The following is a 12,778-nucleotide window of genomic DNA, read 5'->3' as shown; positions in this document are numbered from 1 at the left end:
GGGTCAGGAGCTGGTCGCGTCGAGGTGCTGGAGGAGCTCGTGGGCCGCGAGCTCGACGACCTTGTGGCGCCACTCCGAGGCCCGGTACACGCAGGCGATCAGCGCGCTGCGGTGCACGCGGCGCAGGTCGCCGGCCGCGAAGGCGTAGCGGGCCTTGGTGCCCTCGGTCGCGCCCTCGGTGAGCCCCAGGTGCCAGGCGGCGTACTCGTCCCAGGAGTGCCGCTCGAGGTAGGCGTTCTGGGCCTCGGCGTCGGGCTGGACCTGACCCCAGTCGCTGTCGAGGACGTACTGGTGGGCGTCGATGAGGGCCCGGACGTGCTCGACCGCTGCCTGGTTCACCGCGTACTTCGCCACAGGGGTCACGCTAGTCACTCCAGCGTCGAGCGGGGGGTGAACGGGGGTCACGATCCGGTGACCCCCACGCGGGGCCGGCGTTCCCATCCGGCCGGGGGGTCGGCGACGAACCAGCAGACGGTCGCCGGTGCGTCCGTCGGGTCGGACACCCCGACGGCATCGGTTCGAGGCCGGGGGCGCGGTGTTTTCAGAGGGCACCGCGCCCCCGGCCGGGGGCCCCCGGCCCCGCGTTCTTCCCCGTGCGGCCGCGGACTGGTCGATGCTCCCCGCGGGCCGATGGAAGAATGGCGGGGTGACGGCGACCAGACTCGACGGCCAGGCCATCCTCAAGGCGATCAAGGACGAGCTGCGCGTCCGCGTGGCCGCTCTCGCCGAACGGGGCGTCGTCCCGGGACTCGGCACGGTGCTCGTCGGCGACGACCCGGGCAGCCGCTGGTACGTCGGCGCCAAGCACAAGGACTGCGCCGAGATCGGCATCACGAGCATCCGCCGCGACCTGCCCGCAGGGACCGGCCTCGCCGAGGTGCTCTCCGTCGTGCGCGAGCTCAACGACGACCCCGCCTGCACCGGCTTCATCGTCCAGCAGCCGACCGGCCTCGACGAGTTCGCCATCCTCTCGGCCGTCGACCCCGCCAAGGACGTCGACGGCCTGCACCCCACCAACCTCGGCTGGCTGGTCCTCGGCCGCCCGGCCCCGTTGCCGTGCACCCCGGTCGGCTGTGTCGAGCTGCTGCGGCGCTACGACGTGCCGGTCGCCGGCGCGAAGGTCGTGGTCGTGGGGCGCGGCATCACGGTGGGGCGGCCGCTGGGGCTCATCCTCACCCGCCGCGCCGAGAACGCCACCGTCACCCTCTGCCACACCGGCACCCGCGACCTCGCCAGCGAGGTGCGTCAGGCCGACATCGTGGTCGCCGCGGCCGGGGTCCCCGGCATCATCACCGGCGACATGGTCAAGCCCGGGGCGGCCGTCCTCGACGTCGGCGTCTCGCGGGTCGACGACGGCTCGGGCAAGGGCCGCGTCGCGGGCGACGTGGCCGACGACGTCTGGGACGTCGCGGGGTACGTGTCGCCCAACCCGGGGGGCGTGGGCCCGATGACCCGGGCCCTCCTGCTCAGCAACGTCGTCGAGGCCGCCGAGCGCGGAGCGCCCTGATGGCCGGCGCCGCCGGCCCGCGCACCACGCTGATGTGGCGGGCCGTGCCCGTCGTCGCCCTCGTGGCCCTGGCTGCCACCTGGGGACGCGACATCGGCCTCGTCGTCGTCGTCGTGGTGGCGGTCCTGCTTGCCGGGGCGGTCCTGGCGGCGGTGCACCACGCCGAGGTCGTCGCCCACCGCGTCGGGGAGCCGTTCGGCTCGCTGGTGCTCGCGGTGGCCGTCACCGTCATCGAGGTCTCGCTGATCGTCACCCTGATGCTCTCCGGGGGCGCCGAGGCCGCCACGCTCGCGCCACGCGGTTGCAGGCGAGCGTGCACCTGACGCTCTTCGCGGCGTTCCTCTTCCTCGCGATGTCCCCCTGACCCGAGGTTTTTCGCCCGGTGCCGCAAGCCCCGGGGTCGCACGGGAAACCTTCCCGCACGACCCCGGGGTTTCTCGGATGAGGCCAGGCCGCGGGGCGTCGTCCACAGCGCCGATCACGCCGCGTGGCCGTCCACAGCCGGGCTGGTCCCCCTGGCGGTCGCCCTCCACGGTGTGGTCCCTGAACCCATGACGACCACCACGACGGCGCGACCGTCCCTCGACCCCACCACTCTCGACCTCGCGCGGGGCCAAGCAGGAGCCCTGACGACCCGCCAGCTGCTCGAGGCCGGGCACAGCGAGGGCGCGCTGCTCGAGCTCGTGGCCGGCGGTGCCCTCGCCCACCCCGGGCGTGGCCTGTACCTCGTCCCGTCGCTCGTCGGCTCCCAGCCGCTCGACCGGCTCCGGGCGCTCGCCGTGGGATCGTTCCTTCTGTATCCGGATGCCGTGCTCGGCGGTGAGACCGCGCTCGCCGCCCACGGCGTCACCGTCTGGGGTTCGCCGATGACGCGGCCGACGCTCTTCCGGCCGGTGCGACGAGCCGGTGGGATGGCCGCCGTCTGGGTGCGACCGGCGCGCGGGACCGCGGTGGACACGCCCTGGGGCCCGGCGACCCCCGTAGCCGATGCCCTGGCCCAGCACGCGGTCGACCACGGGCTCACCCCGGGGGTGGTCAGCGCCGACATGGCGCTGCACACCTCCGCGGTCACGACGGCGGAGGTCCGGGCAGCGGTGGGGGTCGTGTCCGGTCACCGGCACGGGTCTCGCGCCGTCGCGATGCTGCAGCACCTCGACGGGGCACGCGAGTCGGTGGGGGAGTCGCGCACGGCCCTCGCGATGGCGCTCGGCGGGCTCGACGCCGAGGCCCAGGTGGTCATCCACGACACCGCCGGTCGGTTCGTGGCCCGGGCGGACTTCCGGGTCCGGGGCACGAAGGTCCTGGTCGAGTTCGACGGGCGGGTGAAGTACGCCAGCGGTGACCCGGCCGTGCTCTGGGAGGAGAAGAAGCGCGAGGACCGTCTGCGGCGACTGGGGTACGTCGTCGTCCGCGTCACCTGGGCCGACCTCGAGCGGCCCGGCGCCGTCGCCGCCGCCGTGTGGCGGGCCGTGCGCGGTCGCTGAGGTTGGGCCGTGCGCGGTCGCTGAGGGCGGGCCGGCGGCATCCTGCAACAAACCCCGGGGTCGCACCGAAAACCTTGTGGTGCGACCCCGGGGTTTGCGGGATCAGGCGAGAAACCTGGGGTGGGTCAGATGAGGCCGAGGCCCTTGACGGCCTCGCGCTCCTCGGCGAGCTCGGCCACCGACGCGTCGATCTTCCCGCGCGAGAACTCGTCGATCTCGAGGCCCTGGACGATCTCCCAGCGGCCGTCCTTGACAGTGACCGGGAAGGAGGAGATCAGGCCCTCCTGCACGCCGTACGAGCCGTCGGAGCGCACCGACATCGAGACCCAGTCGCCCTCGGGCGTGCCCTCGACCCAGGTGCGGGCGTGGTCGATGGTGGCCGACGCGGCCGAGGCCGCCGACGACGCGCCGCGGGCCTCGATGATGGCGGCGCCGCGCTTGGCGACGGTGGGGATGAAGGTGTTCGCGAGCCACTCCTGGTCACCCACGGCCTCGGCGGCGTTGCGGCCACCGACCACGGCGTGGAACAGGTCGGGGTACTGGGTCGCCGAGTGGTTGCCCCAGATCGTCATCCGCTTCACCTCGGTGACCGGCACGCCGAGCTTGGCCGCGAGCTGGCTGATGGCGCGGTTGTGGTCGAGGCGGGTCAGCGCCGAGAAGCGCTCGGTGGGGATGTCGGGGGCGTTGCTCATCGCGATGAGCGCGTTGGTGTTGGCCGGGTTGCCCGTGACGGTGACGCGGATGTCGTTGGCCGCGACCTCGTTGAGGGCCTTGCCCTGGGGCGCGAAGATGCCGCCGTTGGCCTCGAGCAGGTCGCCGCGCTCCATCCCCGGGCCGCGGGGGCGGGCGCCCACGAGGAGGGCGTGGTTGACGCCGTCGAAGACCTTCGTCGCGTCGTCCCCGATCTCGACGCCCGCGAGCGTCGGGAAGGCACAGTCGTCGAGCTCCATGACGACGCCCTCGAGCGCCTTCAGGGCCGGGGTGATCTCGAGCAGGCGCAGCTCGACGGGGGTGTCGGGCCCGAGCAGCGCACCGCTCGCGATACGGAACAGGAGGCTGTAGCCGATCTGGCCGGCGGCGCCGGTGACGGCGACCTTGACGGGCGTGCTGCTCACGGGAGTACCCCTTCGGACGTGCGGGTCGGTTGTCGTCTCGACGCTATCAGCGCCACCGCCCGGCGCCCGCCTCGGAGCCGGCCGGCCTCGCCCACGGGCCCCGTGGGCGACCGCCGGGAGGACCGGCTCCGGTCGCCGACCCGGACGACCGGGCCGCTCGGCCCTACGGCCGGCGCGGGGCGTCGGGGTCGACGCCCTCGGCGACGGCGACGTCCTCCGGGGCGATCGCACCGGTGATGTCGCGGTCGCGCCGGTCGACGCCGGTGATGAGGTGGAAGGTCGCCCCGGCGATGGCGGCCCCGGCGATGGGGGCCAGCCAGAAGAGCCACAGCTGCCCCGGGGCGCCGTCGCCGTTGAAGAACGCCACCCCGGTGGAGCGGGCGGGGTTGACCGAGGTGTTCGAGATCGGGATGGAGACCAGGTGGATGAGCGTCAGCGTCAGGCCGATGGCCAGCGGCGCGAAGCCCTCGGGCGCGCGCGAGTCGGTGACCCCGAGGATGACGTACACGAACATCGCGGTCAGGAGGATCTCGGTGCAGAGGACGGCGACCAGCGAGTAGCCGCCGGGGGAGTGCTCGCCGAACCCGTTGGCCGCGAGGTGGCCGGTGGCGTCGAAGCCGGGCCTGCCGCGGGCGATGGCCCACAGGGCGAAGCCGGCGAACAGGCCGCCGGCCACCTGCGAGACCACGTAGCCCGGCACGTCGCGCCACTCGAAGCGCCGCGCCACGGCCACGCCGATGGTGACGGCCGGGTTGAAGTGGGCCCCCGACACGTGCCCCACGGCGTAGGCCATCGTCACGACCGACAGGCCGAAGGCGAGCGCCACCCCGAGGAATCCGATGCCGAGGTGCAGGCTGCCGCCCGAGAGCACGTTGGGCGCGAGGAAGCCGGCGGCGAGGACCGCCGACCCGCAGCCCGCGAAGACGAGCCAGAAGGTGCCGAGGAACTCGGCCGCGAGCCGCTGGGGCATCGAAGGGGTTCTCATGGGCGGTCAGTCTGGTGCTCCGGAGCCCCCGAGGTACAGCGGCCACGCGGGACCGGGGACGGCGAACGCGTCATGCCTCCGCCACGACGCGGCGGAGCCGTGGATGCGGACGGGGCCACGGCGCACCTCGTCGGTGCGTCCGTGGCCCCGTCGGGCAGCGGCGGATGCTCAGCGGGTGAGGTCCTCGAGCACCGCGTTGAAGGTGGCCGACGGGCGCATCACCGCGGCGGCCTTGGTGCCGTCGGGCCGGAAGTAGCCGCCGATGTCGGCCGGCTTCCCCTGCACGGCCAGCAGCTCGGCCTCGATGGTGTCGGTGTCGGCGACCAGCCGCTCGGCGACCGGCGCGAAGATCGCGGCCAGCGCCTCGTCCTCGGTCTGCGCGGCGAGCTCCTGGGCCCAGAAGCGCGCGAGCCAGAAGTGGCTGCCGCGGTTGTCGATCTGGCCGACCTTGCGCGCGGGCGACTTGTTCTCGTTGAGCAGGGTCTCGGTGGCGCGGTCGAGCGCGTTGCCGAGCAGCTCGGCCCGCTTGTTGCCGCCGACGGCCTCGTGCCGGAACGACTCCGCCAGCGCGAGGAACTCGCCGAGGCTGTCCCAGCGCAGGTAGTCCTCGCGGACCAGCTGCTGCACGTGCTTGGGCGCCGACCCGCCGGCCCCGGTCTCGAACAGCCCGCCGCCGTTCATCAGCGGCACGACCGAGAGCATCTTGGCCGAGGTGCCGAGCTCGAGGATCGGGAAGAGGTCGGTGTTGTAGTCGCGCAGCACGTTGCCGGTGACCGAGATGGTGTCCTCGCCGCGGCGGATGCGCTCGACGGACAGCTGGGCCGCCTCGACCGGCGACAGGATGCGGATGTCGAGCCCCTCGGTGTCGTGCTCGGCCAGGTAGGCCTGCACCTTGGCGACGAGGTTGCGGTCGTGCGCGCGGGACTCGTCGAGCCAGAACACGGCCGGGGTCTGCGAGGCGCGGGCGCGCGTGACGGCCAGCTTGACCCAGTCGCGGACGGCGGCGTCCTTGGTCTGGCAGGCGCGCCAGATGTCGCCGGCCTCGACGTCGTGGCTCATCAGCACGGCACCCGAGGAGTCGACGACCTCGACCCGGCCGGCGGCGGCCATCTCGAAGGTCTTGTCGTGGCTGCCGTACTCCTCGGCCTTCTGGGCCATCAGGCCGACGTTGGGCACCGAGCCCATCGTGGTCGGGTCGTAGGCGCCGTGCGCGCGGCAGTCGTCGATGACGGCCTGGTAGACCCCGGCGTAGGAGCTGTCGGGGATGACGGCCAGGGTGTCGTGCTCCTGCCCGTCGGGGCCCCACATGTGCCCCGAGGTGCGGATCATCGCCGGCATCGAGGCGTCGACGATGACGTCGCTCGGCACGTGCAGGTTGGTGATGCCCTTGTCGGAGTCGACCATCGCGAGCTTCGGCCCGTCCGCGATGCCCTGCTCGATCGCGGCCCGGATCTCGTCGCCGTTCGGCAGCGCCGCCAGCCCGTCGAGGATGCCGCCCAGGCCGTTGTTGGCCGAGAGGCCCGCCGCCGCGAGGTCGTCGCCGTAGCGCTCGAACACCTCGGGCAGGAACGCGCGCACCACGTGGCCGAAGATGATCGGGTCGCTGACCTTCATCATCGTGGCCTTGAGGTGCACCGAGAAGAGGACGTCGTCGGCCTTGGCGCGGGCGATCTGGTCGCGCAGGAACGACTGCAGCGCCGCGACGCGCAGCACGGTGGCGTCGACGACCTCGCCGTCGAGCACGGCCAGCCCGTCCTTGAGCACCGTCTCGGTGCCGTCGGCGGCGACGTGCCGGATGGCGAGGGTGTCGGCGCCGTCGATGACGACCGACTGCTCGTTGCTGCGGAAGTCGTCGCGGCCCATCGTGGCGACCGAGGTGCGGCTGTCGGGGGACCAGGCGCCCATCGAGTGGGGGTGGCGGCGGGCGTAGTTCTTCACGGCGGCGGGGGCGCGGCGGTCGGAGTTGCCCTCGCGCAGCACGGGGTTGACGGCGCTGCCCTTGACCTTGTCGTAGCGGGCGCGGATGTCGCGCTCCTCGTCGGTCTGCGGGTCGTCGGGGTAGTCGGGGAGCGCGTAGCCCTGGCCCTGGAGCTCCTTGACCGCGGCCTTCAGCTGCGGCATCGAGGCCGAGATGTTTGGCAGCTTGATGATGTTGGCCTCGGGTGTGGTGGCGAGCTGGCCGAGCTCGGCCAGGTCGTCGCTGACCCGCTGCTCCTCGGTGAGGTGCTCGGGGAACAGGGCCAGGATGCGCCCACCGAGCGAGATGTCACGGGTCTCGACGTCGACCCCGGCGGAGGAGGCGAAGGCCTGCACGACCGGGAGGAAGGAGTACGTGGCCAGCATCGGGGCCTCGTCGGTGAGGGTGTAGATGATCGTTGCCATGGGGTGCGCGGCGCTCCTCGGTCGGTTCGCGGATATCTTGACGTCAAGACAAATCCTACCGGAGACGGGCCCCCCGGCGACAGCCCAGCGGCCGTCGGATGGGCTCAGAGCAGGCGGTCGAGGGCCTCGCGGACGACGCCGAGCACCTCGGGCCGGGCCACCACGAGGTCGGGCAGCCAGGGGTCGTCGCGGTTGTACTCCAGCGGCGACCCGTCGACACGGGTTGGGGCCAGCCCGTGGCCGGTCGCGACCGCCACCGGGGCGGCCGAGTCCCACTCGTACTGGCCGCCGGCGTGCACGTAGGCGTCGACGGTGCCGTCGAGCACGGCCATCGCCTTCACCCCGGCCGAGCCCATCGGTACCGTGACCGCCCCGAGGCGCCGGGCGATCTCGACGACGAAGGAGGGCGGGCGGCTGCGGCTCACGGCCAGGCGCACCGGGCCGTCGGGGCGCGCGGGCAGGGCGGCCGGGCGGTCCATCCGGTACGTCAGGTCGCGCGCCGGTAGCGCCACGGCGCCGGCGACGAGCCGGCCGGACTCCCAGAGCGCCACGTGCACGGCCCAGTCGTCGCGCGGGCGCTCCGAGAACTCGCGGGTGCCGTCGAGGGGGTCGACGATCCAGACGCGCGCGGCCGAGCGCCGACGCGGGTCCTCGGCGCCCTCCTCGCTGAGCACCGCGTCGTGCGGGCGCCGGCGGGCCAGCATCCGGGCGATGTGGTCCTGGGCGGCGCGGTCGCCGGCGTCCTTGAGGGCGCTGCCGTCGAGGTCACTGCGGTCGGCGCGCAGCCCGAGCAGCACGAGGCCGGCGCCGGTCGCGACCTCCGCGGCGACGTCGTGGTCGGTCGGGACGTGCTGCTGGTCGAGGGGCGAGTCGGTCATCGGTCCTCCGCCGCGGCCGCGGCCACGGGCACGTCGGGGTCGTCGTGCGGGCCGGAGCCGCCCGAGAAGGCCGGCATCCCGTGCATCCGACGCAGCAGCGCCCAGCCGAGCGGGCCCAGGACCAGCAGCGCGGCGCCCGTGGCCCCCACGGCCGTGGGGGGAAGGCGCAGGAGGCTGAGCCCGGTGAGGGTCAGGACGATGACGATGCCGCGGCGCACGGCCTGCGACGGCACCCACGCCGAGATCCGGGCGCCGACGAAGGTCCCGGGGGCCCCGCCGACCACTAGGGGGATGAGGACCGCCCAGTCGACCCCGCTGACGACGACGTGCCCGATGGCGGCGGCGACGACCAGCGGCACGGCCTGCACCAGATCGGTGCCGACGAGGCGCTTGGCCGACATCCCCGGGTGCAGGAGCAGCAGCGTGACCATGATGATCGAGCCCGAACCCACGCTGGTGACGCCCACCAGGAGACCGCCGACCGCACCGACCAGCACGGTGGGGACGACGCGGACCGGGCGCTGGGGGCCGTCGCCGGTGCCCCACCGGTGGAACACGGAGCCGTACACCCGCAGCGTGTAGGTGGCGGCCGTCAGCAGCAGGGTCGCGCCGATCAGCAGGCGCAGGAGGCTCTGGGCCTCCTCGCCGCTGCCCAGCCGGCCGACCAGGAACGCCCCGGCGAGTGCGAACGGCACCGACCCGGCGATGAGGAGCCCCGCGAGGCGCAGGTCCGGTGAGCCGCGGCGGGCGTGCACGGCGGCACCGACCGACTTGTTGAACGCGGCCGCGACGAGGTCGTTCGCCACCGCTGCCGTCGGGGGGACGCCGAGGAAGATCAGCGCCGGGGTCATCAGGGCGCCGCCGCCCATGCCGGTGAGACCGACGACCACCCCCACCGCGAGGCTGACCAGCAGGACGGAGAGCGCGTCGCCGGTGAGCAGACCGTCAAGCACGGTCGCCCTCCCCCGAGCGCGCCGCGACGAGGGCGGCCAGCACCTGGTCGGCACACTCGTCGAGGTCGCGGCCGGTGGTGTCGAGACGCAGGTCGGGGTGGTCGGGGACGTCGTAGGGCGCCGAGACGCCGGTGAAGTCGGGGATGTCTCCGCGCCGGGCCGCTGCGTAGAGGCCCTTGCGGTCACGGCGCTCGCACTCCTCCAGCGGGGTGGCGACGTGGACCAGGACGAACCGGGCGCCGCGCCCGTCGGCCAGCGCCCGCACCTGCTCACGGGTGGCGTCCTCGGGGGCGATGGGGCTGCAGATCGCGATGCCTCCGTGGTGCGCGACCTCGGCGGCGACCCAGCCGAGGCGCAGGACGTTGGTGCGCCGGTCGGCGGCCGAGAAGCCCAGCCCTGCCGTGAGGTGGCGTCGCACGAGGTCGCCGTCGAGCAGCGTGACCGGGGTGCCCTCCTCGACCAGGCGGGTGGCCACGGCCCGGGCCACGGTCGACTTCCCCGAGCCCGACAGGCCGGTGAGCAGCACCACGACCCCGCGGGGACGGTGCCCCTCGACGATGGCGAGGGTCTGCTCGGCGGCGCGTCGGTCGGGCCGGGGCTGCCGGGCCGGGTCGACGCCGAGGGTCGTGAGCAGGGCGGCCCGGCGGTCGGGGGCGTCGGGCGGCAACGGGACCACGACCACCCGAGCCCCCGGGGCGGCCAGCGCGCCGGCGCTCGCGGCCCGGACGACGTCGTTGCCGGCGGTCGGGCCGTCCAGCGCGGTCGAGGCCAGGACGAGCAGGCGCGCGCCGTCGGGCACGGGGGAGGGGATGTCGGCGAGGCCCTCGACCAGGACGACCCGGTCCGCCGCCAGTGGCTCGGGGGCCCGCAGGTGCAGGTGCTGGAAGGGACGCGACGACGGCTCGGACAGCCAGACCGGGCGTCCCGTGACCAGGACGGGCGCGGGGTGGGCATCCTCCGGGGCGGCTCCCGCGCCGGCGAGCCCGTCGGTGCCGTCCCGCTCGACCGCCCGCAGGTCCTCGACCCGCGCGACCGGCACCCCCTCGGCGTCCTCGACGACCAGAGCGCCCGCCTCGAGCGCCGCCGCGGCCATAGGGGCCGGCACGGCGAGCGGGCGCATCCCGGCATCCGGCCCGTAGAGCCCGCGCCGCAGCACCTCGAGGTCGTCGAGGGCCTCCCGGGAGGGATGGAGGGCCGGTGTCGCGGGGCTCATCCGGCCAGTGTGCCAACGCCGGAGGTCCTGTGTTCCGGACGCGGCAGAACTGGACGACGAGCCGCCGGTAGGGTCGAGCCCGTTGTCAGGGACGAGAGGTGACCCCCGTGCAGAGCCCCGCCGACTACCGGCTCTCCCAGCTCGACGAGCTGGAGTCCGAGTCGATCCACATCTTCCGCGAGGTCGTGGCCGAGCTGGAGAGGCCCGTCCTGATGTTCTCGGGCGGCAAGGACTCCATCGTGATGCTCCGGCTGGCCGAGAAGGCATTCCACCCGGCGCGGCTGCCGTTCCCGCTGCTCCAGGTCGACACCGGTCTCGACTTCCCCGAGGTCCTCGCGACCCGTGACGCGTGGGTCGAGCGGCTCGGCGCCAACCTGGTCGTGGCCTCGGTCGACCAGGCGATCGCCGACGGCATCGTGGTCGACGACGGCCGGACCAGCCGCAACCGGATGCAAATCGCGACCCTGCTCGAGGCGCTCGAGTCCGGTGGCTTCACGGCCGCGTTCGGCGGGGGCCGGCGCGACGAGGAGAAGGCGCGCGCCAAGGAGCGCGTCTACTCCCACCGCGACGACTTCGGCCAGTGGGACCCCAAGAACCAGCGCCCGGAGCTGTGGTCGCTCTACAACGGGCGGCTGCACGAGGGCGAGCACATGCGGATCTTCCCGCTGTCGAACTGGACCGAGCTCGACATCTGGCACTACATCGCCCGCGAGGAGGTCGAGATCCCCTCGATCTACTTCTCGCATCGTCGGCGGGTGTTCGAGCGCGACGGGATGCTGCTCAGCGAGCACCCCGCCAACCCGTGCCGCGACGGCGAGGTCGTCACCGAGCGCACCGTGCGCTTCCGCACCGTCGGCGACCTGTCGCTCACCGGCTGCGTCGAGAGCACGGCCGCGACGCTCGACGAGATCGTCGAGGAGGTCGCGGTCGCCCGGGTCACCGAGCGCGGCGCGACCCGCGGCGACGACCGGTTCTCCGAGGCCGCCATGGAGGACCGCAAGAAGGAGGGCTACTTCTGATGGACCTGCTGCGCTTCGCCACGGCCGGCTCGGTCGACGACGGGAAGTCCACCCTCATCGGGCGGCTGCTCCTGGACTCCAAGGCGATCTTCGAGGACCAGCTCGAGGCCGTCGAGGCGACCTCAAAGACCAAGGGCTACGACTACACCGACCTCGCTCTGCTCACCGACGGCCTGCGCTCCGAGCGCGAGCAGGGCATCACGATCGACGTCGCGTACCGCTACTTCGCCACTCCGCGAAGGAAGTTCATCATCGCCGACACCCCGGGGCACGTGCAGTACACGCGCAACATGGTGACCGGCGCCTCGACGGCCGACCTCGGGCTGGTGCTGGTCGACGCCCGGCAGGGCCTCACCGAGCAGTCGCGTCGGCATGCGGTCATCCTGTCGCTGCTGCGGGTGCCGCACCTGGTGCTGGCTGTGAACAAGATGGACCTCGTCGGCTACGACCAGGAGGTGTTCGAGCGCATCCGCGCCGAGTTCGTCACCTTCACCCAGCGGCTCAACGTGCCCGACCTCGCCGTCATCCCGATCTCGGCGCTCCAGGGCGACAACGTCGTGACGCGCAGCGAGAACATGCCCTGGTACGACGGCTCCTCGCTGATGCACCACCTCGAGAACGTGCACATCGCGTCCGACCGCGACCTGCGTGACGTGCGCTTCCCGGTGCAGTACGTGGTGCGGCCGAAGTCCGACGAGTACCACGACTACCGGGGCTACGCCGGGCGCGTGGCGAGCGGGGTCATGAAGCCGGGCGACGAGGTGATGGTGCTGCCGAGCGGGCTCACCAGCCGCATCGCCGGGATCGACCTGTTCGACCGGGAGGTCACCGAGGCGTTCCCGCCGATGTCGGTCGTAGTGCGGCTCGAGGACGACCTCGACGTCTCGCGCGGCGACATGATCTGCCGGGTCAAGAACGCGCCCGAGCCCACCCAGGACATCGACGCGATGATCTGCTGGATGACGCGCGAGCCGCTGCGGCCGCGCCAGAAGCTGGCCATCAAGCACACCACGCGCTCGGCCCGGGCGGTCGTGAAGGACATCCAGTACCGGCTCGACATCAACTCGCTGCACCGCGACACCGAGACCCGCGAGCTGGGGCTCAACGAGATCGGGCGCGTGACGCTGCGGACCACCCAGCAGCTGCTGGTCGACCCCTACGAGCAGAACCGCACCACCGGCTCGTTCATCCTCATCGACGAGGCCAGCGGCAACACCGTCGGCGCCGGGATGATCAACTAGG

At 73.3% G+C, this 12,778-nt stretch carries 11 protein-coding genes and 1 pseudogene; 5 read left to right on the top strand and 7 right to left on the bottom strand.

Annotated features, from left to right (window positions below; translation table 11 throughout):
* Positions 1-3: 3 nt before the first annotated feature.
* Positions 4-354, bottom strand: a complete 351-nt coding sequence (locus ATL31_RS10760) for a hypothetical protein (protein WP_101395767.1) — start codon at positions 352-354, stop codon at positions 4-6.
* A gap of 292 nt (positions 355-646) precedes the next feature.
* On the opposite strand from ATL31_RS10760, the gene ATL31_RS10755 reads away from it, so the two are divergent.
* The 3 genes and pseudogenes from ATL31_RS10755 (at position 647) to ATL31_RS10745 (ending at position 2,991) form a co-directional block, all read left to right on the top strand.
* Positions 647-1,507 carry a bifunctional methylenetetrahydrofolate dehydrogenase/methenyltetrahydrofolate cyclohydrolase gene (locus tag ATL31_RS10755; RefSeq protein WP_101395766.1) on the top strand — a complete coding sequence of 287 codons (861 nt, stop codon included), beginning with the start codon at positions 647-649 and terminating at the stop codon, positions 1,505-1,507.
* A gap of 32 nt (positions 1,508-1,539) precedes the next feature.
* Positions 1,540-1,800 (top strand): annotated as a pseudogene (locus ATL31_RS10750) (ionic transporter y4hA); the annotation flags it as partial.
* Positions 1,801-2,058: 258 nt separating this feature from the next.
* Positions 2,059-2,991 carry a type IV toxin-antitoxin system AbiEi family antitoxin domain-containing protein gene (locus ATL31_RS10745; protein ID WP_101395765.1) on the top strand — a complete coding sequence of 311 codons (933 nt, stop codon included), beginning with the start codon at positions 2,059-2,061 and terminating at the stop codon, positions 2,989-2,991.
* 125 nt (positions 2,992-3,116) lie between these two features.
* Here the strand turns inward: ATL31_RS10745 and ATL31_RS10740 are convergent, their stop codons facing one another.
* The 6 genes from ATL31_RS10740 to cysC form a co-directional block, all read right to left on the bottom strand.
* The gene (locus ATL31_RS10740) at positions 3,117-4,106 is read right to left on the bottom strand and encodes a malate dehydrogenase (RefSeq protein ID WP_101395764.1); all 990 of its coding nucleotides are present in this window, start codon (positions 4,104-4,106) and stop codon (positions 3,117-3,119) included.
* A 163-nt stretch (positions 4,107-4,269) separates the two neighbouring features.
* Entirely contained in the window at positions 4,270-5,091 is an 822-nt protein-coding gene (gene aqpZ / locus ATL31_RS10735; protein ID WP_101395763.1) for an aquaporin Z, read from the bottom strand.
* A gap of 168 nt (positions 5,092-5,259) precedes the next feature.
* On the bottom strand, positions 5,260-7,473 hold the full coding sequence (locus ATL31_RS10730; protein WP_101395762.1) for an NADP-dependent isocitrate dehydrogenase: 2,214 nt from the start codon (positions 7,471-7,473) through the stop codon (positions 5,260-5,262).
* A gap of 104 nt (positions 7,474-7,577) precedes the next feature.
* Positions 7,578-8,351, bottom strand: a complete 774-nt coding sequence (locus tag ATL31_RS10725; RefSeq protein ID WP_101395761.1) for a 3'(2'),5'-bisphosphate nucleotidase CysQ — start codon at positions 8,349-8,351, stop codon at positions 7,578-7,580.
* A complete protein-coding gene (locus ATL31_RS10720) occupies positions 8,348-9,304 on the bottom strand; it encodes a sulfite exporter TauE/SafE family protein (RefSeq protein ID WP_101395760.1) in 957 nt (318 codons plus the stop codon). Before ATL31_RS10720 ends, ATL31_RS10725 begins: the two co-directional genes overlap by 4 nt.
* Positions 9,297-10,517 (bottom strand): adenylyl-sulfate kinase, encoded by a 1,221-nt coding sequence (gene cysC / locus ATL31_RS10715; RefSeq protein ID WP_101395759.1) that lies wholly within the window; start codon positions 10,515-10,517, stop codon positions 9,297-9,299. The genes ATL31_RS10720 and cysC overlap by 8 nt, the downstream gene beginning before the upstream one ends.
* A 98-nt stretch (positions 10,518-10,615) precedes the next feature.
* Here cysC and cysD point away from each other — a divergent pair, with 98 nt between their 5' ends.
* Together cysD and ATL31_RS10705 are read left to right on the top strand one after the other, a co-directional pair.
* Positions 10,616-11,536, top strand: a complete 921-nt coding sequence (gene cysD / locus ATL31_RS10710) for a sulfate adenylyltransferase subunit CysD (protein WP_425440328.1) — start codon at positions 10,616-10,618, stop codon at positions 11,534-11,536.
* Entirely contained in the window at positions 11,536-12,777 is a 1,242-nt protein-coding gene (locus tag ATL31_RS10705) for a sulfate adenylyltransferase subunit 1 (protein WP_101395758.1), read from the top strand. The genes cysD and ATL31_RS10705 overlap by 1 nt, the downstream gene beginning before the upstream one ends.
* Position 12,778 lies beyond the last annotated feature (1 nt).

The sequence above is a fragment of the Phycicoccus duodecadis genome, assembly GCF_002846495.1.
Taxonomy (GTDB): Bacteria; Actinomycetota; Actinomycetes; order Actinomycetales; family Dermatophilaceae; genus Phycicoccus; species Phycicoccus duodecadis.
This window is presented reverse-complemented; position numbering and strand designations above follow the sequence as displayed.